We start from the raw sequence: 22,947 nt of genomic DNA on the forward strand, positions 1-22,947 counted from the left end.
GCGCAAGATACTCGGATTCAAAACGCCCCTCGAAGTCTTCTCCGAGGAGGTCCTCAACAGCGTTGCGAATCGGAGTTGAATCCGCCCCCCTTAAGAAGCCGAGCGCGTCGGCGCCTCGGTGCGCACCACCACGTCCAGTGCGTCGTGCCGCCAGGATTCGATATCCAGCTCCACCGCGCGGCCGTCTTCGGCAAAGCTGACCCGTTGTAGCCGGAAGCACGGCGTGCCGGTGGTGGATTGCAACAACATGGCTTGCGTGGCATCCAGTCCGGCCGGATGCATCGAGACATGCGCGCGGCTCAGAAACAACCCCAGTTTCTGGTTGAACACGCTGGACAGCGAACCGGCCAGATCATGTTCCAGCAAACCAGGCGCCCACGCGGCCAGCACCACGTTGGTTTCCAGCAATACCGCGCGGCGGTCGATCCAGCGCCGGCGTTGCAGTACGAAGACCTCTTCGTACGCTGTTTCCAACCGCAATGCCGCAGCGAACGCGGCACCGGCTGCCTGCCGAGTGGCACTCAGCAGCTCGGTGCGTGGCTTGCGCCCTTGCGCGGCCACGTACTGCATGAAGCCAGCGATGCTGGTGGGGTCGTAGCGCACGCGCGGTGCACTGACGAACCAGCCGCGGCGGTTTTCGCGGTAAATGCGGCCTTCGGCTTCCAGCTGCTGCAAGGCCTCGCGCAAGGTAATGCGGGTGCAGGCGAAGCGCTCTGCAAGCTCGCGCTCCACCGGCAGGCGCTGGTCCGGGCCCCATTCGCCGGCGGCGATCTGCGCGGAAATGATTTCGGTGATGGCGTATTGGCGTGACACGCTCATGCGGCGATCCGCCGATGACTGACGCAGCACATGTGTAGTGCAGTGTGGTGAAAGAGATGCATGTTGCGATGGTAAAGAAGAACGCGCCCGCAAACCGTGCGTCGCTCAGGCAATGTCTGCCAGATTCCGGTTCTGTTGTATTTTCCAGCTGCGCCATCCATACACCGCCAGCCCCACGAAACCGGCGTAGAGCAGGGCAGTTGGGTATAGCGCTTTGCTGAGGAATACGCCCACGTAAATGCAATCGAGCACGATCCACAGCACCCAGTTGGCGATGCGTTTGCGCGCGGCCCACACGCTGGCGACCAGGCTGAAGCTGGCCAGCGCCGCGTCCAGCCACGGCAGCACAGCATCGGTGCGGTGATGCATGTAGGCGCCGAGCGCGGCGGCAAACAGTGCGCCGATGCCTAGCGACATCCACAGCTCCGCGTGCGGCATCGGTAACGGACGGATGCGTGTGTCTGCGGCGGTTCCACGCTGCCAGTGCCACCAACCGTACAGCTGGGTCAGCACGTAGACGCCTTGCAGCAGCATGTCCGAGTACAGCTTCCACTGATAGAACAGCCAGGCGTACAGCGCCACCGCCACGATGCCGACCGGCCAGCACCAGCGGATGCGCCGCGCGGTCAGCCAGACGCCGAGCAGGTTGATGACGACGGCGATGGATTCGAGCAGCGACATGCAAAGCCTGATGGAAAGTGGATCAGTGGCGGCAAGGGCGGAAAATGCGAATGCGACAGTGCGTGCAGCCGGTGGAGGTCGTTCACTGCGCGAATCGCAGCTGCAGTGCACACCAGGGTCAGATCACAGCTGCCCGCATGTCGCCAGAGAAAGACCCAAACCAACAACGCCGATGCTGTTCTCTTCCCGCGCCTGCGGAGCAAGCCGCCCGCAGGGCGGATGGGGGAGCACTTTTTTAAAAATCCACCTGCACCGTCAATCGCGCAGTGCGCGGCGCGCCGGGGAATAGATAGGCATCGCCCTGGTATTCACCGCTATCGCGCCAGTAGCGCTTGTCGAACACGTTGTCCACGTTCAAGCGCCAGGTCGTTGCCAAGCCGCCCAGTGCAGTGGCGTAGCGTGCGCCCAGATTGGCCACCGTGTAGGCCGGCACGCTGGCATTGCCGAGGCGATCGGCGAACTTGCGCCCGCTGTATTGCACGCCTGCCAGCAGCGCCAGACCATCGACACCGGGCACGCTGTAGTCGGCCTGCACGCTGGCGCGCAGCTTGGGCACGTTGATCGCCTGATGGCCTTCGTACTCGGCAATGTCGGTGTCTTCTGCACGCGCACGGATCGCCGCGACGCTGGCGAAGATGCGGAGTTGCTCGGTGGCTGCGCCGTCGGCCGACAGCTCCAGGCCGCGATTGTGCAGGCGGCCTTGTTGCACGTAGAGCAGGCCACCGTCGGCCTGCGGTTGGGTGAACTGGTAGGCCTGGCGGATGTCGAACAGTGCCGCGCCAAGACGCAGGCCATCGAGTTCGATCTTCGCGCCGGTTTCCAGCTGATACGCGTTGGTGGGCGGCAGGATTTCATCGGCGTTGTCGGCAAACCATGGTGCGGTGCCGCCGGCTGCCAGGCTCTTGGCGTAGCTGGCATACAACGCCACCTGCTGCTGCGGTTTGAACAGCAGCGCCGCCTGCGGCAGCACTGCGTCCTTGCGCGTGCGCCGTTCCAGCAGCCCGTCGCGATCGAAGGCGCGCTCGTCCAGCCGCACATAACGCGCGCCCAGTGACAACTCCCATTGCGAACCGAAGCCAATCCGGTCTGCCAACACCAGGGCACGTTGACGGCTATCCAGACGGCGTTGCTTCGGGTCCAGTGCCACGTCGGTTTGTGCAAACACCTCCGGGTCGCGGTCGATGCTGCCGCTGCCGACGAATTCGTTGACCGAGCCGAAACGCTCGATGGTGCGGCGTAGCCAATCGCCGCCGATGCTCAGACGGTGATCCAGCATGCCGGTGACCACATGGCCTTCCACGGTGGCGCGCACCTGATCGTGCACGCGGGTGTCGTCGGGGCTGCGGTAGTCGTAAACGTCGTACTCGCCCTGCGCGCTGAAAAAGTTGGGCGTGACGATATCGGCGCAGCTGGCCGCGCCATAACAGCCCCAGGCAAACGCGGAGAAATCGTTGATCACCGAACGGCTGCGTGAGGCTTCTGCGGTGGCACGCCAGTTGTCGTTGAATTGATACGCGTAACGCAGCTGCGCATTGAGCGAATCCATCTCCACCGGCCGCGCCCACGGTTGGTAGCCGAGCAGACGATGCACATCGATGTCGCGCGGCACCTGCGTGCCACCGAGCAGCTGATAGCCGGGCACCGAGCGCTGTTGCCGATGCTGGTATTCCACATCCAGTTGCAGTAGCGATTGCGGGCTGATCTTCCAGTCGCCGGCCAGCGAGAGGAAATTGCGGTAGCCATCGGCATGGTCGACATAGCTGTTGATGTCTTCGCGCGCGGCATTGACGCGCACACCCAGCGTGCGCTCGGCGCCGAACCAGTCGCCCAGATCGGCAGCGACATAGCGCGAGCCCTGCTCGTCGGTGCCCAGGGTCACGCTGCGCACGTGTTCGGGCCGCTTGGTGCGGTAGTCGATCAGCCCGGCCGGTTCGTTGACACCGGATTGCAACCCGGCCAGGCCTTTGAGCAACTGCACTTGCTGCTTGTTTTCCAGCGCAATGGATTGCTCGCCCACCGCGCTCATGCCGTTGATGCGGTAGCTATTGGCAGCGTTGAGCGAATAGCCACGCACCACGAAGTTTTCGTAGTAGCCGATCGGTGCATACGCATCGCCTGCTGAAGCATCGGCGCGCAGCACCTCGCTGAGCACGCGTGCCTGACGATCGAGCAATTGCTGGCGATCGAACACCGCGATCGAGGCCGGTGCATCCAGCAGGCGCGTGGCACCGAATCCGGTCAATGCAGTGTTTGCATCGTCACGCTCGCCACGCACGTTGACTGCGTCCAGTTCGATCGCTGCGTCGTCGGGTTGCTGCTGCGCCAACGCCGGTGTTGCGATACACAGCGCCAGTGCAAGCACGAGCGGGCAGCGAGAGAGCAGGGTGGTGGGGGACACAGGCATGCGCAGGACTCGAAAAGAAGAAAGAAAAACGCTCATGGCAAACGGCGCGCACGTGCGTGCAGGTGTTCGATCAGACGCTGGCCATCGGCACTGGCAAACCAGTCCGCGTGGCCAAGCAGATAACGGTGATAGGCGATGTCGGCGTTGCCGGCCGAGCGGGTGATGCCGGCGAAGTACTCGATCTCGCTCAAGGCGAAATCGGCATGCACGATCGGCAGCAAGGCGGCGAGCAGGTGCAGTTGCGCAGCCCCCAGCGGGCAGTGCTGTGCGTACCCGTCCAGCAGTGCGTCGAGTTGGTCCAGCTGCGGTTGCGCGCGTTGCCCGTTGTCCAGATTCAGCCACGGAATCAGATTGCGTTCGATCGTGGTGGCCAGATCGAATAACGCAAAACTGCGATCGCACAGGCCGAAGTCGAATACCGCGCTGACCTCGGTGTTCCCGTCCTGCGTGCGCCACAACAGATTGGAGGCATGCCAGTCGCCATGCGTCCACAGCGGCGGCATCGCCCCCGGTGCCGACAACAACGGCCATGCCTGTGCGTGCCAGGGCAGCAGATGTGCGGCCAGATCGCTGCGCCACGGCCGCTGTTGAAAATCGGCGGCCAGGCCAGGGCGCGACAACAGTGCTTGTTCCAGCGCCTGGATCGGGTCTGCCTGCGCAAACACGCTGAAGTTGGCGACCAGTACGCTGGTGTCGCGCGGCGGCGCGTCGAATCCCTGTGCTGCCAGATGCAGGCGTGCCAAGGCAGCACCGGCTGCGAACGCATGCTGGTCGCTGTGAAACGCGGTCCACGACAACGCATCGCGATACAGATCGTCCCCGGTGCCGACGCGTTGCACTTCGTAGACCCAATCGCCTTGCGTCAACGCGGTGCGGCCCTGGGCATCGTGCAGCACCTCGACCACCGGCGCGCCGGCCCAGCGCAGATGCGCCATGAAGACGTGTTCCTCGCGCAGCGCAGCGACCGTGCGCACGCGGCCGTGGTGACGCTTGACGATCAGCGGACCGGTTGCGGTGTCCACGCATGCAGCGGCGGAAAAGGGGCGCGCGCTGTGCCAGCGGATCACCTCGCCACCGGCATGGCCGGACACGCGCTGCAACATGCGATGGATCTCGTCGGCGGTCAGCATCGGCCAGTCCGGCAGCGCCAATTCCAGGCTCATGCCATGCACCTGATGCTCGGTGCTCATGGGCACACGCTCGGCAAGAGAGCGCTGACAGGAAGCGTCAGTGGTATAGACCAAAAGAGCGGGGCCGATGCACCAGACCCGGCGCGCACGCCAGCAACGACACGGACGGCGCTGCCAGGCCGTCGTTGCATCGCGCACGCCATCAGGCGGTCGCGACGCATGGAGTGATAAGGCAGCGCAACACCGAAAGGTCGCTGGCCGTCATCTCATGGATCAGGTGTAGGGGGTGCGCCGCAGGCGGCGCTACCGAAAACCGCCTGGCGGCTTTCGGGCGCGCAGTATGCCTGCTCAAGCAGGCGGCCGTCATGCCGGCTTTGCAGCAGCGGCGGCAGCGACGACGGCGATGGCGATGGAGATGGCAATGGCGCTGCGCGGCCTTGGCACGGGATAATTGCCGGATGACACCTGTCCAGATCGTCGCCGTTGTCGTTACCTATCAGAGCAGCAGCACCATCGATGCCTGCCTGTCGCGGTTGCGCGCGGCCGAGGGCATCAGCGAAATCCGGGTGGTCGACAACGCGTCCAGCGACGACACCCTGGAGGTCGTGCAGCGGCATGCGCTGGCCGATGCGCGGGTGCATTTCATTGCCAATCCCGACAACCCCGGCTTTGCGACCGCCTGCAATCAAGGCGCCCGCGACTCGCAGGCGCCCTGGCTGGTCTTCATCAACCCGGACCTGATGGTCGAACCCGACACCCTGGTGCAGCTGCGCGCACGCGCGGCCGGGCACCCGGCGGTGCTGTTGGGCGTGGAGCAGGTGGACGAACAGGGGCGGCCGGATGCCGCAGTGCGCCGCCGCGATCCGGACTTTGCCGCGATGCTGCGTGCACCGCGTGCCGCCGCCCAGTTGGCGGTGCTGGCCGACCCGGCGGTGGCGCTGCAGCCGGTGGACGCCATCTCCGGGGCCTTGATGCTGATGCAACGCAGCCTGTTCGACCGACTCGACGGCTGGGACGGCGACTACCGCCTGCACGCCGAAGATCTGGACCTGTGCCGGCGCGCGCGCCAGGCCGGTGCGCTGGTCGCGGTGGCCAACGATCTGCAGGTGGTGCACGTGCGCGGCGTCTCCAGCCGGGCGCGGCCGTTCTTCGTCGAATGGCATAAGCACCGCGGGTTGTGGCGCTATTTCCGCAAGTTCGAGGCCGGTCAACGCGGGCTTGCGACCCGGCTGGGCGTCTGGCTTGCCATCTGGACCCACGCCGCCGCGCAGGTACCGCGTTTATTGCAAAAGAGATGAGTTCGCTAGTGTTAAATTTGTGATAAATCAGTGATGGCGGCAGGCCGAAACTGTGATACGTTTCGCCTAGAAGTGTGATCAACCCCTAGCTTCCTGTCCCTTCCGGGTCCCCCATCAGGAATCGTACAAATGTCTTTACAGAACGACCCGCGCTTGCGGGTACGTCAGTCGTGCCTCGCCTTGCCGCACTCCGGCTCGGCTGCTTTACCGCCGCACCTCACCCGCAATCTCCGCCATTTGCCGCTGGCATCTGCCTCGGCGCTAGCGCTTGCGCTGGGCTGTGCGCTGGCCGCGTTGCCAGGCACGGCGTTGGCCGGTGCCTGGACCCAGCCGCAGGGCGACACGCTGGTGATCGTCAAGGCGCTGCATAGCGATGGCCGTGGCTGGTTCGACGATAGCCATCACCGCACCACATTCGGTGACGGCCAACAATTCGATGGAAACGGGCGTAGCCGCCAGGACCAGCTGAATGTCTACGTCGAGCATGGTCTGACCGACAAGCTCAGCTTTATCGGCAATTTCTATTTCACCGACGTCGGTTTCAGCAATTACGACACTGTCAACGGTCGGCAGCAAACCAGCACCACCGGTCTTGCCGATCAGGAAATCGGCCTGCGCTACGCGCTGCCGAGCGCGCAGGACGATGTCTGGCGCAGTTCGGTGCAGGCGTTGGTCAGCATCCCGGCGTATGGACGCAGCAAGACCTACCATCCCACTCCGGTTCCCGGCGCAAACTCCGATCCTGCGCTCGGCCTGGGTGACTATGGCCTGGAACTGCGTTACAGCCGTGGGCGTGGTTACACGCTGGGCGGGCGTAACGGTTACGTCGATCTGGGCGGCGCAGTGCGCCTGCGCGGCAGTGCCGCCTCCGACGAAGTGCGGGTGGATGCGTCCACCGGTCTGAGCCTGACCCCGAGCTGGTTGTTGCTCGGCGAAGTCAATGTGATCCAGGGCCTGGGCAACGGGCGTAACAACGCCAATGTTGTTACCGATCTGGCCACGGGTAATGGCTACGTCGCTACCGGCACCAACTACGACCTCACCAAGCTGCAGCTGTCCACGCTGTACACCGCGCCCGGCGGCAGCCAGTGGCAGGTGGGGTACCAGCAGCCGGTGATGGGCCGCAACACCGCTGCTGCAGGCGGGCCATTCGTGGCCGCCTGGTGGCGGTTCTAAGGACACATGACAATGACGGTCACCTGCGAAATGGAAGCGCTGGGACGGGCACCGGACATCGGCCGCGAACGCGGTCTGTTGGGTCGCGCGCTGGTCACGGCAGGCGTCATCACCGACGAACAGCTGCGCTCGGCGCTGGCCTTGCAGCAACGCTGGAACTCGCGTCTGGGCGATGTGATCCTGGCCCAGCGCGGCGTGCCGGCGCAGCGGTTCTACGCCATCGTCGCCGCGCACTTCGGTCTTGCGTTCATCGACCTGGTGCAGCAGCCGCCGGATCCGGACCTGCTCACCCCCGGCGATCTGGAAAGCTACGCGCAGCGTCTGCTGTTGCCGTGGCGGCGCGAAGACGGCGTGCTGGTGCTGGCGGTGGCCGATCCCGACCCGGCGTTGTTTGCCTGGGCGCGCGCGCACTACGGCGAAGAGGTGCGGTTTGTCGGGACTGCCAAGTTCGACATCATCTGGAGCCTGCAGCGCTACGCCGACGAGCAGCTCACCGACAACGCACTGAACCTGCTCGCCGCGCATGCGCCGACCTATTCGGCACGCCAGGTGGTGACGCGCGGACAGAAGTTCACGCTATGGGCGATCGCTGCGGTGCTGGTCACAGCGCTGGTGCTGTTCCCGGTGCCGGCGTTGATCACGGTCAACGTGCTGGTGGCGCTCGGGTTCCTTGCGACGTTCGGACTGAAGCTGCTGCTGGTGTGGTTCGGCTCGCGCCACCGCATCGACATCAAGGTCACCGAGGACGAAGTGGCCGCGCTGCGCGACGACGACCTGCCGGTCTATACCGTGCTGGTGCCGATGTACAAGGAGCCGGAAGTCCTGCCGATTCTGGCCAACGCGCTGCGCAAGCTGGATTACCCGATCAGCAAGCTCGACGTGAAGCTGGTGCTGGAAGCGGACGACTTCGACACCATCGATGCGGCCAAGAAACTCGGGCTGGAAGCGTTCTTCGAAATCATCCGGGTGCCGCCGTCGCAGCCCAAGACCAAACCCAAGGCCTGCAACTACGCGCTGCATTTTGCGCGTGGCGAGCTGCTCACCATCTACGACGCCGAAGACAAGCCCGAGCCGGATCAGCTCAAGCGTGTGGTGGCGGCATTCCGCAAGGCCGAAAAGGATGTGGTGTGCATCCAGGCGCGGCTGAACTACTACAACGCCGACGAGAACTGGCTGACGCGGATGTTCACGCTGGAGTACACGCTCTGGTTCGACTTCTACCTGCCGGCGCTGGAATACCTGCGCATCCCGATTCCGCTGGGCGGCACCTCCAATCACTTCCGTCTGGATGTGTTGCGCCAGGTGCGTGCGTGGGACCCGTACAACGTCACCGAAGACGCAGATCTGGGCGTGCGGCTGATCCAGAACGGCTACCGCGTCAACGTGGTCAACTCCACCACGTTCGAAGAAGCCAACGTCAGCATTCCCAACTGGATCCGGCAGCGTTCGCGCTGGCTCAAGGGCTATATGCAGACCTGGCTGGTGCACATGCGCGACCCGGTGCATCTGTATCGCAGCACCGGGTTCAAGGGCTTCTGGGGTTTTCAGTTCTTCATCGGCGGCGGCTTCTTTACCGCGCTGGGCGTGCCGGTGTTGTGGGCCTTGTATCTGGTCTGGGCGGTCACCGGAACAAACGCGTTCGAGCGCTTCTTCCCGCCGTGGCTGGCCACCATCTCGCTGGTCAATCTGTTGTTGGCCAACGCGTTTTTCATCTACATCACGCTGGTAGCTGCGTTCAAGCGCGACTACTTCAAGCTGGCGCCTTACGCGCTGACGGTGCCGTTCTATTGGGCGTTGCAGTCGATCGCCGCTTACAAGGGTCTCTGGCAGCTGATCCACAATCCGTTCTATTGGGAGAAGACCACTCATGGCCTCAGCAAGCATTCGGAAAACGAGCGTCGCGCCGCACTCGACGAGTGAATCGGTCACACCGCGTCGCGACAGCGGGCTACCAGCGTTTCTGGTCGCCGTGGTGGCGTTGTCGCTGCTGAGCCAGCCGTTGTTGGTGCAGTCGGTGGGCACGGCCGCACCGGCGATGGCGCCGGGTGCAGGCTTGCCGGCGACCGGGCTGTTGTCGTGGGCGATCGATCTTGGGCTGCACAGCTGGAACCTGCCGTTCCAGGTGTGGCCGTTCGTGGCGGTGGCTGCCAATGCGCTGTTCCTGTCGCTGCTGTGGCGCGATCTGGCCGGCGTGTTCGGACGCGGCTGGGCCAGCGGGCTGACGCTGCTGGTGGGCTGTAATCCGCTGTTCCTGCTGCCGATCGCCGCAGGCGGTAGCCAGGCGGTGGGCCTGCTCGCGTTTTATGGCTTGTGCCGCACCCTGCGGCGCTTGCAGACGCCAGTAGAGGCCTTCACTTACCTGCGTATCGCCGGTTGGTTGTGCATCCTGCTGTGCCTGGATCTGCAGACCCTGGCGCTGTCGACGATGGTGGCGCCGTGGCTGCTGCTGGTGATGCCGCCGCAGATGCTGCGCAAGGCGCCGGGCTCGTTCTATCTGGTGTGCTATCTGCCGTTCGCGTTTCTGGTGGGCATGTGGGCCTACGTCAATCTGACCGTGTTCAACGCGCCGTGGCCGACGCTGTCCAGCATCGCGCAGGGTGCGCATCCGCTGCCGTTGCCGCTAGCCGACCATGCCGAAGGCTGGTTCCCGGCGGTGCGCTGGGGCGTGGCGGCGGTGGTCTGCTTCCCGATCCTGGCGTTGCTGGCACGCAGCCGTAGTGGCGCGCTCACGCGCGGCGTGATGGCCAGTGCCGGCACGGTGGTCTGTGCGGCGGCGTTGTCGTTCGCCTTCGGCTGGGCAGGCTTCGATGCCTTGTTGCTGCTGTGGGTGCCGGCGGCGTTGTTGTTGCGCGCGCTGCGTGCCGATCAGCGCAGCCAGGCGGCCGGCTTGTTGTTGCTTGGCCTGGTCGGTGCGGCGTGGGTGCAGCCGCAGGGCTGGGGTAGCTGGCTGCGTGCAGCGCCTGCCGATGCGCAGTCGCTGTTTCAGGGCGAGGCGCTGGTGATGGCCGCGCCGGTGTCGCTACCGGCGAGTCGCACAGTGGCGCCTGCAGCAGCGAATGTCGCTGTGGTGCAGCGGGCAGATGCTGCCATGGCGAGGGTCGATGCCACTGCGGCAACGCGTGTTGCTGCCGATGGCGCGTCGTCCGGCGCTGCGACGAAGGACACGGTCGTGCAGCCGGGCAAACGCACGGCAACTCTGGGTGCAACGGAGTGCGCGCATCCTACGACACCGTTGACCAGCGAGGCCTCTGCCGCATGTTCAAACGCGTTCTAAGCAGCGTGTTGTTGGCCGGCGTGTGCATGCTGGCAACCGGATGCAACGCGGACGCATCGACGTGGATGGGCGCCAACGTCAAGGTGTCGGCCAATGCGCCGTGGGAGAGCGCGTCTGCGGCGCAGTCGCTGGATGCACTGGCCAAGACCGGTGCCAGCAAGGCGCTGCTGGTGGCGTTTGTGTGGCAGGCCAACCCGCAGTCCAACGACCCGGTACTCGGCAGCGACAGCAGTGTGGAAGCCATGCGCGCCGCATTGCGCCAAGGTCACCGCGCCGGGTTGCAAACCACGCTCAAGGTGCACGTGTGGATTCCCGGCCATTGGGCGGGCGATACCGCGCCCACCGATCAGGCGGCCTGGTTTGCCGCGTATCAGAACGCGCTGTTGCCGCTGGCCAGACTGGCCGAAGACGAACACGCCGAAGCGCTGGTGATCGGCACCGAACTGCGCAAGCTGCAGGACGCGCCGCAGTGGCCCGGCCTGGTGGCGGAAGTGCGCAAGGTCTATCGCGGCAAAGTGTTGTACGTGGCCGACGGCATGGAGCATGCCGAGAGCTTCCGCTACTGGGCGTTGTTCGATGCGGTGGGCACCAGCCTGTATCCACGGCTGTCCGAAGCGGCCGCCACGCGCACGGCAGAGATGAACGCCGCTGCGCAGCGCCTGCAGCAGCTGGGTCAACGCGTGGGCAAACCGGTGTGGGTGGCCGAGTTGGGCCTGCGCTCTGCACGCGGCAGCCTGGCCGCGCCCTGGGAAAGCCCCGAACAACGCGCCGCCGCGGTCGATACGCGCCTGCAACTGCAGGTGCTGCAGCAGTGGCGCAAGGTGCTGCAGGCGCATGGCGTGGAAGGCATCGCGCTGTGGTGCTGGTACACCGATCCCAAGGCCGGCGGGCCGGGCGATAGCGACTTCACCGTGCAGGGCAAGCCGGCGCAGCAGGTGCTGGCGCGCTGAGCGATTGCGCTTGGCATCGTCCAGGGACAGTGCCGAGCGCCATTGCCTAGGTATCGCCGCAGTAGATCGCCCAGCGCACTGCCGCTGCGCTGCCCTTGCAGCGCGGCGGTGCCCAGGGCATCGGATTGGCTTGCACGCAGCGCGATCGCCGCTGCGGGCATAATCCGGCGGCATGATCATCCACTCGCTGCTCGACACCGACCTGTATAAATTCACCATGATGCAGGCGGTGCTGCATCAACACCCGGCCGCGCAGGTCGACTACCGCTTCAAGTGCCGCACGCCCGGTGTGGACCTGGCGCAATTCATCGAGGAGATCTCGCGCGAGATCGATGCGTTGTGCCGGTTGCGGCTACGCGAGGACGAAGTGGCGTACCTGCGCAGCCTGCGCTTCATCAAGCCGGATTTTGCCGACTTCCTGGCGCTGTTTCATCTGGATCGCAAGTATCTGCAGCTATCGGCCTCGACCACCCATCCGGGCGAGATCGAGCTGACCATCCGTGGCCCGTGGTTGCACACCATCCTGTTCGAAGTGCCGTTGCTGGCGATCATCAACGAGGTGTGGTTCCGCAACACCTCCGAGCCGGATTTCGAGCAAGGCCGCAGCCGCCTGCGCGAGAAGGTGAGCAACCTGCGCAGCATGCCCGCCGGCTGCAAGATCGCCGACTACGGTACCCGTCGCCGCTATTCGCAGCAGTGGCATGGCGAGTTGCTGCCGTTGCTGCGCGACGGCCTGGGCGAACAGTTCGTCGGCACCAGCAACGTCTATTTCGCCAAGCATTACGGCCTGACCCCGCTGGGCACGATGGCGCACGAGTATCTGCAGGCCTTCCAGGCGCTGGGGCCGCGGCTGCGCGATTCGCAGGTGGCGGCGCTGGAATCGTGGGCGCGCGAGTACCGCGGCGATCTGGGTATCGCGTTGTCCGATGTGGTCGGGCTGGATGCGTTTCTGCGCGATTTCGACCTGTATTTCTGCAAGTTGTTCGACGGCATGCGCCATGATTCGGGTGACCCGTTCGACTGGGGCGAGCGGGTCATCGCGCACTTCCAGGCGCACCGCATCGACCCCGCGACCAAAGTGCTGGTGTTCAGCGATGGCCTCAATATCGACAAGGTGATGCGGCTGTACGCGCATTTCCATACCCGCTGCCGGCTGGCGTTCGGCGTGGGCACCAGCCTCACCAACGACCTGGGGCCGACGCCGCTGCAGATCGTGATCAAGATGGTCCGCTGCAATGGCCAGCCGGTGGCAAAGCTCAGCGATTCGCCCGGCAAGAGCATGTGCGACGACCCCGGCTACCTGCGCTATCTGCGCGATGTGTTCGGGCTGCCGCCGGTACCGGAATCAGCGTGATGCAGATAAACGAACGGCACCTTTCGGCGCCGCTCGCATCACATGCAGTGAATCTTGCTGATTACGGGCGCACCTTGGTGGCGCAGACGAACACCGACGCCTGTTGCACGCGGCTGATGGCGCCCTGGTTCTGCAATTCGCGCGCGTGCTCGTCCATGCAGGTCAGGTAACCGAGACGGTTGCCCGCGTTCTGGGTCTTGCACAGGCTGCTTTCGGCCGAGATGTTCGCGCCGGGAATCAACCCGCCGGTCTCCAGCGTCGGCACCAGCGTGTTGCAGCTGCCGAGCTTGGCCAGCCCGCGGTTCAAGGTCCACCCGATGTCGGCAAACATCGCCGGGGTCAGGTCGATGTTGAGCTGCGCCTGCACTTCCGGTGTGTCGAACGGTTCCATCAACGCGTTCGGCTGCAGATCGGTATCGAAGTGCGAGAACGTCGAACCGCCGGCCACCACGCTGGGCGCGTACAAGCGTGTACGGCCTTCGCTGTCGGTGCCCTGCAACAGCTCGGGATCCTCGTACAACGCCGCGACCACTGCGGTGCTGCTCTTCAGACGCGCACCATCGGCCTGCGACACCATGATCGCCGGGATGGTGATGTCGGTGATCGGCGGCGCGGCATTGCCCATGGTCTGCACGCCCGCCGCGTTGTTGGCGACGATCACGCCCACCGCGCCGTTGAGCTGGGCATTCTTGACCTTGATCGCGAACGCGCAGGTGCCACGGTCGATCAGCGCCACCTTGCCGGCCACAGCGGCCGCATTGACGAACGGCGTCTCGCAGCCATCGCCGGCCGACGGTGCCGCCACGCCATCGTTGACCGTCACCACCGACTTGGCCGGGAAATTGGCCGCGCTGGCCAGCGGCCCGAAGCTGGCAAAGCCCACCTCGTACTTGCCGGCTCCGCTGGCCGGTGCGGTCACCCGCAGCAAGGTGCGCGGATCCAGGATCAACGCCGCCTCGCGGTTGACGCGCGTGCCCGCCCACACCGTACGACCCGGTGTGCGCATCGCTTCTGCACGCAGCGCGTTGGTCATGGTCGGGTCGTCGAACCGCTTGTTCTGCACGTTGTCGTAGGCTTGCGCGGTGTAGACGTCGGTCAGGCCGGTGCCCGAGCCGAGCACACCGGTGGTCTTGTTGAGGAAGCCCGCCGCGCCCAGCCCGTGGCCGATCTCATGCATCACCACGTTGAGGAAGTTGATCTGGCCCTCGGGCGTCTTGCCGTCCAGACCCAGGTACCAGCCCGAGCCGGCCAGGCAATCTTCCTTGCCCAGGTCGCCGTTGAATTGCGAAAACACGTCGGCCGGATCGTTCGGATCGGGCACCAGATCCTGCCCGGCGATCGCATCGCCCAACGCCGACGGATACAGCGTATTGGGCTTGGAACCGGGGAAATCGTTGACGATCCAGTTCGGGCCGGCCTGACCCAGCGTGCCGCCGGTGGCGGTACAGGTCAGCCGCGCGAACGAGGCATACACCTTGATCTCGACGTTGCTCTGCAGCACCGCACCCCACAGGTCCATCGCGTACTGGTAGGCGATGCGGCGCTGTTCGCCCACCGAGCGCCCGGGATTGCCACCCAGTGGCGCTGCGGTGGTGGGATCGTTCAAGCCGACGCTGGTGCCGGCATCGCCATTGATCAGCGTGACGTTGGCGGCGCTTGCGTGCAGCGGCGCGATGGCGGCGGCCACGGCCAGAGACAACAGCAACAAGGGCTTATTCATGCGGCAGCGCTCCGTGCTCGGAGTGGGCGGGTTGGGTGTCGGCGTCGTCGCTGTGTTCGATGACGATGCGGCCATCGGCCTGACGGGTCGCGGCCAGCGAACTCATCTGCGTGGCCGGCAGCTTGCGCGCCACGGTGCCGTTGGGCAGGCGTCGCTCGGTTGCGCGCGCGGCGGCTTCGGTCTGCGGAACCGTGGTGCGGGCAGCACTGCTGCGGGCCGACGACGCAGCCTGCTGATCCAGCGCCGCGCTCTCGGCGTCGGTCAGCGGGCGCAGCTTGCCGGTGGCGGGGTCGATGCCGACCTTGGAACTGCTGGTTGCGGCCTCCTGCGCGACGGCCAGGGCCGGCAGGCAGACAACACACAACACGCCTGACAGCATCCATCCGGGCTTGCGAAAGCTCATCATCGTTGGGGTTTCCTTGAGTCCAACAGGGGAAAAGGGATGCCGTGCAGACACCGGCATTCGGGGGATCCTTCCGTTTCAGTCTGTTCATGACTGAATCATGAATCCGTGACTTGTGTCAATCTTTTGACATGCAAGCCCCTGAATGCGAAGCGGTGACCTGAAGCAGTCAGTCAGCCGCTTGCCATGGGATATTTTCCGGAAGTAGCAGCAGCGGCCGGGTCCGGATTGGTCGGATTTTTGACGCGAATCGAGTGCTGGGTGGCTGGTGTGCGGCTGATGAACAGCAAGCTGGCTTTGGTCCGTGCAACGCCTTGCATCGACAACGCTGTCTCCTTCACTCCAGCCAGCAGGCCAAGGCTCCGACAGCTAATTCCTTCTCCCATCGGGAGAAGGTGCCCCGCAGGGGCGGATGAGGGTACGAGCGAAGCCCGTCTCCGCCGGAAGAAGGAAACCGAGCCAGGCAGCCAACGCAGATCAAGGCCAAAGTGCTAACGCAGCGGTATCCACGTCCCAGCTGCCAATCCCGAATCCCGAATCCCGAATCCCCAATTGCGAATCCCCAATTGCGAATCCGCCAATCCCCAATCCCGAACCTCACCTACGCCTACCGAACAGGTTCTAAAATCCCGTCACGTTTTCCGGGAGCAGCTAGATGATTCGCGAGATTATCCGCATGGGCGACAAACGCCTGCTGCGCGTGGCGCCACCGGTCACCAACCTGGGCAGCGCCGAGCTGCGCACCTTGGTGGCCGACATGTTCGAGACCATGGACGATGCGCGCGGTGTGGGTCTGGCCGCACCGCAGATCGCGGTGGATCTGCAATTGATGGTGTTCGGTTTCGAGGCCAGCGAGCGTTACCCCGAAGCGCCGGCGGTGCCGCGCACCGCATTGGCGAATGCGCAGATCGAACCGCTGTCGGAGGAGATGGAAAACGGCTGGGAAGGCTGCCTGTCCATTCCCGGATTGCGCGCGGTGATTCCACGCTATCGCTTCATTCGCTATCGCGGCTTTGCGCCGGATGGCAGCCCGATCGAACGCGAGGCCGAAGGTTTCCACGCGCGTGTGGTGCAGCACGAATATGACCACCTTGTCGGCCGGCTATATCCCTCGCGCATCGAAAACTTCGACACCTTCGGCTTCGAAGACGTGCTGTCTTACGAGCTGTGACGCAGCGACCAACGGTGTGCTCCATCCTCGACGACGCGGTTTGTCGACGCGACGCCACTGCACTCCGCACGTAAAAAGGGCGCCTTTCGGCGCCCTTGTCTTACGAGTGGCTGACAAACCGTAGCGCGCAGTCGCCTGGCGGCAAGCGCAGCCGTTTTGTTGGCCGCTCTTGCTTACTTCAGCGCCTTGAAGCGCAGGCGCTTGGGACCTGCGTCGTCGCCCATGCGGCGCTTCTTGTCTTCTTCGTACTCGCGGTAGTTGCCCTGGAAGAACTCCACGTGCGAGTCGCCTTCGAAGGCGATGATGTGCGTGGCGATGCGATCCAGGAACCAGCGATCATGCGAAATCACGAAGGTGTTGCCGGGGAATTCCAGTAGCGCATCTTCCAGCGCACGCAGGGTTTCGATGTCCAGGTCGTTGGACGGTTCGTCGAGCAGCAATACGTTGCCGCCCTGCAACAGCGTCTTGGCCATGTGCAGACGACCGCGCTCACCGCCGGACAGCGAGCCGACCATCTTCTGCTGGTCTTGCCCCTTGAAGTTGAAGCGGCCGATGTAGGCGCGCGACTGGATCTCCACGCCATTGATGTTGAGGATGTCCAGGCCGCCCGCGATCTCCTGGAACACGTTGTGGTTGCCTTCCAGCTTGTCGCGGCTCTGGTCCACGTAGGCCAGCTTCACGGTCGGCCCGAGCACGATCTCGCCCGAATCCGGAGTCTCCATGCCGGTGATCATCTTGAACAGGGTTGACTTACCGGCACCGTTGGGGCCGATGATGCCGACGATCGCGCCACCGGGCACCAGGAAGCTCAGATTGTCGATCAGCAGGCGGTCGCCGAACTTCTTGGTGACGTTCTTGAACTCGAGCACGGCATTGCCCAGGCGCTCGCCCGGCGGAATGAAGATCTCGTTGGTCTCGTTGCGGCGCTGGTAATCCACCGACTGCAGTTCTTCCAGCCGGGCCAGACGGGCCTTGCCCTTGGTGCGGCCGCCCTTGGCGTTCTGCCGCGACCATTCCAGTTCCTTCTGGATCGCCTTCTGACGTGACTTTTCCTGGTTGTCTTCCTGCTTGAGGCGCTCGTCCTTCTGGGTCAGCCAGTCGGTGTAGTTGCCCTTCCACGGGATGCCGCGGCCGCGGTCCAGTTCCAGGATCCACTCGGCGGCGTTGTCCAGGAAGTAGCGATCATGCGTCACCGCCACCACGGTGCCGGTGTAGCGCGCCAGGAACTGTTCCAGCCATTCCACCGATTCGGCGTCCAGATGGTTGGTCGGTTCGTCGAGCAGCAGCATGTCCGGCTTCTGCAGCAGCAGGCGGCACAGCGCCACGCGGCGCTTTTCGCCACCGGACAGTGGGCCGATCAGCGCTTCCCACGGCGGCAAACGCAGCGCGTCGGCGGCCACTTCCAGCTGCTGTTCGACCATGTGCGCATCGCCGGCAGCCAGGATGGCTTCCAGGCGCTGCTGCTCGGCGGCCAGCTTGTCGAAGTCGGCGCCTTCCTCGGCGTAGGCTTCATAGATCTTGTCCAGCGCGGCCTGGGCCTGCAGCACTTCGCCGACGCCTTCTTCCACCGCCTGACGCACGGTGTGCTCGGGGTTGAGTTCGGGTTCCTGGGCCAGATAGCCGACCTTGATGCCGGCCTGCGGGCGCGCTTCGCCGCTGAAATCGGTGTCCACGCCGGCCATGATCTTCAGCACGGTCGATTTACCCGAGCCGTTCAGGCCGAGCAGGCCGATCTTGGCGCCCGGGAAGAACGACAGCGAGATGTCCTTGATGATCTGGCGCTTCGGCGGCACCGTCTTGCTGACGCCGTTCATGGTGTAAATGTATTGCGACATGGGGACTCCGTGGACGCAGGCAGCCCGCCGGCCGAGGCCGGAGGCAGCGGAAAAGGGATTGCGCCGATTATACGGGCAACTGCCTTGGCACGCGGGAGCAGGGTTGCGGCTAAACGGCAGCTTACTTATCACCTGAATGGGCGTTTTCGTAACCGATTCCAGCAAGAAAGCGTTAAGGCGCCGAGCGCACTAATGCAACTGCGACATCGCAAACAGGAGCTGTCATGAACCGCAAACGCATCGTTACCGTTGTGCTTTCCTCCATCCTGGCGCTTGGCTCCGTGGTACCGGCCGCATTCGCCGGAGACTGGGACCGCGACCACGATCGCCGCGGCCATGACCGCGGCCGTGATCATGGCCACGACTGGCGTAATGATCGTCGCGACGATCATCGCAACGACCGCCGTGAGTGGCGGGACGATCGCCAGGCCGACCGCCGCGACTGGCGCCAGGACCGCCGCTACTACGGCAATGGCTATCGCGAGGGCTATCGCGACGCGCGCTACCGTGATCGCCACTACGACCGTGGCGGCTACGCCTATGTACCGGCGCCGGTCTACTACGGCCGTCCAGCCTATGTGCGTGGTCACCGCTATCAGGGCCCGATTTACGTGGTGAACGATTACGACCGCTACAACCTGCGCTACCCGCCGCGCGGCTATCGCTGGCAGCGCGACAACACCGGCAACTTCCTGATGGTGGCCATCGCAACCGGCGTGATCGCCGATCTGGTGCTCAACAACTAAGCGTTGGCGATCGACTTGGTCCGGCCCGGCAAGCGGGCAGACCATCACACAAAGGCGCACTCCGGTGCGCCTTTGTCTTTTGAAGGCGCGGGCGCCATGGTGCGCGTGGGGCGTGCCAGCATCGCAATTGGTCACCTGTCCATGCGGGGGCTTACAATCTGCGCCCCTACTGGCAACAGCTGCCCCGGAGCTCTGCATGTTCTCGCGCGACGTCCGACTGGAAACCTACGACCCCGAACTGGCCAAGGCCATCGCCGACGAAGCCGGCCGCCAGGAGGATCACGTCGAGCTGATCGCCAGCGAAAACTATTGCAGCCCGCTGGTGATGGAAGCCCAGGGCAGCCAGCTGACCAACAAATACGCCGAAGGCTATCCGGGCAAGCGCTACTACGGTGGCTGCGAGTTCGTCGACATCGCCGAGCAGTTGGCGATCGAGCGCATCAAGCAGGTGTTCGGAGCGGGCTCCACGGAAGATATGTATGCGAACGTGCAGCCGCATAGCGGCTCGCAGGCCAACCAGGCGGTGTATCTGGCGCTGCTGCAGCCCGGCGACACCATTCTGGGCATGAGCCTGGCGCATGGCGGCCACCTGACCCACGGGGCAAAGGTCAATGTCTCCGGCAAGCTGTTCAACGCCGTGCAGTACGGCGTCAACGAGCAGGGCCTGATCGACTATGACGAAGTCCAGCGCCTGGCCACCGAACACAAGCCGAAGATGGTCGTGGCGGGTTTCTCGGCGTATTCGCAGAAGATCGATTGGGCGCGCTTCCGCGCCATCGCCGACAGTGTCGGTGCGTACCTGTTCGTGGACATGGCGCACGTGGCCGGCCTGGTCGCTGCCGGCGTGTATCCGAGCCCGATGGAGCATGCGCACGTGGTCACCTCGACCACCCACAAGACGCTGCGCGGCCCGCGCGGCGGCATCATCGTGGCCAAGGGCGCCAGCGAAGAGCTGCAGAAGAAGCTGCAGTCGATCGTGTTCCCGGGCATTCAGGGCGGCCCGCTGATGCATGTCATCGCGGCCAAGGCGGTGGCGTTCAAGGAAGCGCTGGAACCTGCGTTCAAGGCCTACCAGCAGCAGGTGGTGAAGAACGCCCAGGCCATGGCCAACACGCTGATTGCGCGCGGCTACAAGATCGTCTCCGGCGGCACCGAAAATCATCTGATGCTGGTCGACATGATCGGCCGCGACGTGTCCGGCAAGGACGCAGAAGCCGCGCTCGGCAAGGCCCACATCACCGTCAACAAGAACGCCGTGCCCAACGACCCGCGTTCGCCGTTCGTCACCTCCGGCCTGCGCCTGGGCACCCCGGCCATCACCACCCGCGGCTATCTGGAGCAGGACAGTATCGATCTGGCCAACTGGATTGCCGACGTGCTCGACGCTCCCACCGACGAAGCGGTGCTGTCGAAGGTGCGCGACGCGGTGACCGCGCAGTGCAAGAAGTATCCGGTGTATGGCTGAGGTGCCGGGATTGGTGATTGGAGATTGGGGATGCGCGGCAAGCGCGTCCTTGCTCCTGCTGTTGCCAATCCCTGATCCCCACTTCCCACTCCCGGCGCCCTGATGCACTGCCCCTTTTGCCAGCACAACGACACCCGCGTGATTGATTCGCGCGTGTCCGAAGACGGCACGACGATTCGTCGCCGCCGCGAGTGCGAGGCGTGTGGTGAGCGTTTCAGCACGTTGGAGACGATCGAACTCAAACTGCCCACCGTTGTCAAGAGCGACGGTGGGCGCGAGGCGTTCGATGCGCGCAAGTTGCGCACCAGTTTCGACCGCGCGCTGCAAAAGCGTCCTGTGTCCGAAGAACAGATCGAGGCGGCCGTGCGTGCGGTGGTGCATCAGCTGCGCATGTCCGGCGAGCGTGAAGTGGGCTCGCTGCGGGTGGGCGAATACGTGATGGTCGAGCTACGCAAGCTCGATCACGTGGGCTATGTGCGCTTTGCCTCGGTGTATCGCAGCTTCCAGGACGTGGCCGATTTCCGCGAGGAAATCGAAAAACTCGAACGCGAACTTCCGGTCGGCATCGAGCAGTTGCCGCTGCTGGAAGCGGCGTTGGAGCGCGCCGGCAAGCCCGGCAAGCGGTGAACGCGTTACGCATCGCCTGTGTGGCCGACACGCCGGAGCATCTTTCCGCCATCGCGCAGGCGCATCTGCAGGCCTTCGGCAGTCTGTTGCCGGATTGGGAGTTCGATGAAGCATTGCGCGAGTTGCGCAGCCACACCCGCGATGGCGTGATCCCGACGACGTGGGTGGCACTCGAGCAGGCGCAGTGGCTTGGCTCGGTGAGCCTGCTGGAGAACGACGACGCGCGTATCCGGCAATGGTCGCCGTGGCTGGCGTCGCTGTACGTGCAGCCGCAGGCGCGCGGGCAGGGCATCGGCGAAGCGCTGGTTGCGCATTGCGTGCAAGCCGCCGCGCAATTGGGCGTGAGTGCGTTGTACCTGTATTGCCAACCGGTGCTGGTGCCGTTTTATCAGCGGTTGGGCTGGCAGACGCATGCGGAATTACTGCTGGGGCCGATGCAGATCGTGGTGATGTGCATCGAACCGCACACGGCACTGCAATGAGCGCAACGGCCGACGACCATCGCTGGATGGCGCAGGCACTGCGTTTGGCCGAGCGTGGTGCGTACACCACGCGGCCCAACCCGATGGTCGGCTGCGTAATCGTGCGCGATGGCGTGTGCGTGGGCGAAGGGTTTCATCAACGTGCCGGTGGCGCGCACGCGGAAGTGTTCGCGCTGCGCGCAGCCGGCGCGCTGGCGCGCGGTGCCACCGCCTATGTGACCTTGGAGCCGTGCGCGCATTACGGGCGCACGCCGCCGTGCGCATTGGCCCTGATAGAGGCCGGGGTGACGCGTGTGGTCGCGGCGATGGCCGACCCGTTTCCGCAGGTCAATGGCGGCGGTTTTGCGTTGCTGCGCGAGGCCGGGATCGAGGTGCTTAGCGGTGTCATGCAAGCACAGGCACGCGTGCTCAATCAGGGGTTTCTGTCGCGGGTGGAACGTGGCCGGCCGTGGCTGCGGGTCAAGCTCGGCGCCAGCCTGGATGGGCGAACCGCGCTGGCCAGTGGCGAGTCCAAATGGATCACCGGCGCGGACGCGCGTGCGGATGTGCAGCGCTGGCGCGCGCGTGCTGGTGCAATTCTTACCGGTGCCGGCACGGTGCTGGCGGACGATCCATCCATGACCGTGCGGCTGGGCGACGACACGCCTTTCGTGCCGCCGCTACGCGTAGTGCTCGATGCCGGTTTGCGCACGTTGGCGTGCGAGAACATTCGTCAGGGCAATGCGCCGACGCTCTATGTGCATGGCGATGATGTGCTGCCGCCGTCGCTCGATGTTGCACAGTTCGTTGCGATGCCGCTGCACGCGGGCCGCTTCGATCTGTCTGCCGTGTTGGCGTCGCTCGCCGAACGTGGGATCAACGAGGTGCATGTGGAAGCCGGCGCGACGCTGAGCGGCGCATTGCTGCACGCCGGCCTGGTCGACGAACTGCTGGTCTACATGGCGCCGGTTTTACTAGGCGATACCGCCAGACCGCTGCTCGCCGGACTCGGCATCGAAACGATGGCGCAGCGTCATCCCTTGCAACTGCTCGACGTGCGCCAGCTCGGTCAGGATCTACGATTGCGTTACGTGCCGCTCACCGCCGAGTGAGTGCTGCATAGCGCGCTCGATGTTTCGGGGTGGATCGCCTTGCACGTGTCGCTTGATATGGTTTTTGGCTTGCGGGTGCAAGGCGTCGTGCAGGAGGTAGAAGCTCCGGGTTGCCGCAATGACTTCGGTTTGCCAGCGCGAAGTTTCTCGTTTCGTAAGAACGTTGCGCGGATCAGTTGTGGAGCGTTGATCTGCTACCTCGCTGCAGGGCCCTTGCCCGCCCACCGTCGCGGGACCTTACGCGGCATGGATGCCGCGTAAGAGCCTACATGGACGTACTTGCGGCGTGTCCCGCGATGGTGGGCGGGCAAGGGCCAGTCG

General features: G+C 64.7%; 20 protein-coding genes. 12 read left to right on the top strand and 8 right to left on the bottom strand.

The window, feature by feature from the left end:
• Positions 1–90 precede the first annotated feature (90 nt).
• From XcyCFBP4188_RS21025 to XcyCFBP4188_RS21040, 4 genes are all read right to left on the bottom strand, one after another.
• Positions 91–819 (bottom strand): UTRA domain-containing protein, encoded by a 729-nt coding sequence (locus tag XcyCFBP4188_RS21025; protein WP_006450725.1) that lies wholly within the window; start codon positions 817–819, stop codon positions 91–93.
• A gap of 105 nt (positions 820–924) precedes the next feature.
• Positions 925–1,500: a nicotinamide riboside transporter PnuC gene (gene pnuC, locus XcyCFBP4188_RS21030; protein ID WP_006450724.1), complete on the bottom strand. Its 576-nt coding sequence runs from the start codon at positions 1,498–1,500 to the stop codon at positions 925–927.
• A gap of 235 nt (positions 1,501–1,735) precedes the next feature.
• Entirely contained in the window at positions 1,736–3,904 is a 2,169-nt protein-coding gene (locus tag XcyCFBP4188_RS21035; protein ID WP_006450723.1) for a TonB-dependent receptor, read from the bottom strand.
• A 32-nt stretch (positions 3,905–3,936) separates the two neighbouring features.
• Complete coding sequence (locus XcyCFBP4188_RS21040) at positions 3,937–5,094, bottom strand: phosphotransferase enzyme family protein (protein WP_104592803.1); 1,158 nt, start codon at positions 5,092–5,094, stop codon at positions 3,937–3,939.
• A gap of 398 nt (positions 5,095–5,492) precedes the next feature.
• Between XcyCFBP4188_RS21040 and XcyCFBP4188_RS21045 the strand changes: the two genes are divergently transcribed.
• From XcyCFBP4188_RS21045 to pncB, 6 genes are all read left to right on the top strand, one after another.
• The gene (locus XcyCFBP4188_RS21045; protein WP_006450721.1) at positions 5,493–6,332 is read left to right on the top strand and encodes a glycosyltransferase family 2 protein; all 840 of its coding nucleotides are present in this window, start codon (positions 5,493–5,495) and stop codon (positions 6,330–6,332) included.
• 129 nt (positions 6,333–6,461) lie between these two features.
• Positions 6,462–7,508: a hypothetical protein gene (locus XcyCFBP4188_RS21050; protein WP_006450720.1), complete on the top strand. Its 1,047-nt coding sequence runs from the start codon at positions 6,462–6,464 to the stop codon at positions 7,506–7,508.
• 12 nt (positions 7,509–7,520) lie between these two features.
• Positions 7,521–9,428: a glycosyltransferase family 2 protein gene (locus XcyCFBP4188_RS21055; protein ID WP_046932939.1), complete on the top strand. Its 1,908-nt coding sequence runs from the start codon at positions 7,521–7,523 to the stop codon at positions 9,426–9,428.
• A 49-nt stretch (positions 9,429–9,477) separates the two neighbouring features.
• Complete coding sequence (locus XcyCFBP4188_RS21060; protein WP_167393583.1) at positions 9,478–10,782, top strand: hypothetical protein; 1,305 nt, start codon at positions 9,478–9,480, stop codon at positions 10,780–10,782.
• On the top strand, positions 10,764–11,732 hold the full coding sequence (locus tag XcyCFBP4188_RS21065; protein WP_006452554.1) for a glycoside hydrolase family 113: 969 nt from the start codon (positions 10,764–10,766) through the stop codon (positions 11,730–11,732). The genes XcyCFBP4188_RS21060 and XcyCFBP4188_RS21065 overlap by 19 nt, the downstream gene beginning before the upstream one ends.
• A 172-nt stretch (positions 11,733–11,904) precedes the next feature.
• Entirely contained in the window at positions 11,905–13,086 is a 1,182-nt protein-coding gene (gene pncB / locus XcyCFBP4188_RS21070) for a nicotinate phosphoribosyltransferase (RefSeq protein ID WP_074056665.1), read from the top strand.
• A gap of 61 nt (positions 13,087–13,147) precedes the next feature.
• Here pncB and XcyCFBP4188_RS21075 read toward each other — a convergent pair whose 3' ends face one another.
• From XcyCFBP4188_RS21075 to XcyCFBP4188_RS22960, 3 genes are all read right to left on the bottom strand, one after another.
• Positions 13,148–14,806 carry a PA domain-containing protein gene (locus XcyCFBP4188_RS21075; RefSeq protein WP_104592805.1) on the bottom strand — a complete coding sequence of 553 codons (1,659 nt, stop codon included), beginning with the start codon at positions 14,804–14,806 and terminating at the stop codon, positions 13,148–13,150.
• The gene (locus tag XcyCFBP4188_RS21080) at positions 14,799–15,212 is read right to left on the bottom strand and encodes a post-PEP-CTERM-1 domain-containing protein (protein ID WP_006452557.1); all 414 of its coding nucleotides are present in this window, start codon (positions 15,210–15,212) and stop codon (positions 14,799–14,801) included. Before XcyCFBP4188_RS21080 ends, XcyCFBP4188_RS21075 begins: the two co-directional genes overlap by 8 nt.
• Before the next feature lie 170 nt (positions 15,213–15,382).
• Positions 15,383–15,535 (bottom strand): hypothetical protein, encoded by a 153-nt coding sequence (locus XcyCFBP4188_RS22960; RefSeq protein WP_160113187.1) that lies wholly within the window; start codon positions 15,533–15,535, stop codon positions 15,383–15,385.
• 329 nt (positions 15,536–15,864) lie between these two features.
• On the opposite strand from XcyCFBP4188_RS22960, the gene def reads away from it, so the two are divergent.
• Positions 15,865–16,380 carry a peptide deformylase gene (def, locus tag XcyCFBP4188_RS21090; protein WP_006452558.1) on the top strand — a complete coding sequence of 172 codons (516 nt, stop codon included), beginning with the start codon at positions 15,865–15,867 and terminating at the stop codon, positions 16,378–16,380.
• Between the two features lie 173 nt (positions 16,381–16,553).
• On the opposite strand, the gene ettA is transcribed toward def, so the two are convergent.
• Entirely contained in the window at positions 16,554–18,215 is a 1,662-nt protein-coding gene (gene ettA, locus XcyCFBP4188_RS21095) for an energy-dependent translational throttle protein EttA (protein ID WP_006452559.1), read from the bottom strand.
• Positions 18,216–18,439: 224 nt separating this feature from the next.
• Between ettA and XcyCFBP4188_RS21100 the strand changes: the two genes are divergently transcribed.
• The 5 genes from XcyCFBP4188_RS21100 to ribD all read left to right on the top strand — a co-directional run bounded on the left by XcyCFBP4188_RS21100 (position 18,440) and on the right by ribD (position 22,626).
• Entirely contained in the window at positions 18,440–18,961 is a 522-nt protein-coding gene (locus tag XcyCFBP4188_RS21100) for an RcnB family protein (RefSeq protein ID WP_043910670.1), read from the top strand.
• Positions 18,962–19,157: 196 nt separating this feature from the next.
• The gene (gene glyA, locus XcyCFBP4188_RS21105) at positions 19,158–20,426 is read left to right on the top strand and encodes a serine hydroxymethyltransferase (protein ID WP_006452562.1); all 1,269 of its coding nucleotides are present in this window, start codon (positions 19,158–19,160) and stop codon (positions 20,424–20,426) included.
• 102 nt (positions 20,427–20,528) lie between these two features.
• Positions 20,529–21,053 carry a transcriptional regulator NrdR gene (gene nrdR, locus XcyCFBP4188_RS21110; RefSeq protein ID WP_006453216.1) on the top strand — a complete coding sequence of 175 codons (525 nt, stop codon included), beginning with the start codon at positions 20,529–20,531 and terminating at the stop codon, positions 21,051–21,053.
• A complete protein-coding gene (locus XcyCFBP4188_RS21115; protein ID WP_006453215.1) occupies positions 21,050–21,535 on the top strand; it encodes a GNAT family N-acetyltransferase in 486 nt (161 codons plus the stop codon). The genes nrdR and XcyCFBP4188_RS21115 overlap by 4 nt, the downstream gene beginning before the upstream one ends.
• Complete coding sequence (ribD, locus tag XcyCFBP4188_RS21120; RefSeq protein ID WP_104592807.1) at positions 21,532–22,626, top strand: bifunctional diaminohydroxyphosphoribosylaminopyrimidine deaminase/5-amino-6-(5-phosphoribosylamino)uracil reductase RibD; 1,095 nt, start codon at positions 21,532–21,534, stop codon at positions 22,624–22,626. The genes XcyCFBP4188_RS21115 and ribD overlap by 4 nt, the downstream gene beginning before the upstream one ends.
• The last annotated feature ends 321 nt before the right edge of the window (positions 22,627–22,947 follow it).

Source organism: Xanthomonas hortorum pv. cynarae (genome assembly GCF_002939985.1).
Classification (GTDB): domain Bacteria; phylum Pseudomonadota; class Gammaproteobacteria; order Xanthomonadales; family Xanthomonadaceae; genus Xanthomonas; species Xanthomonas hortorum_D.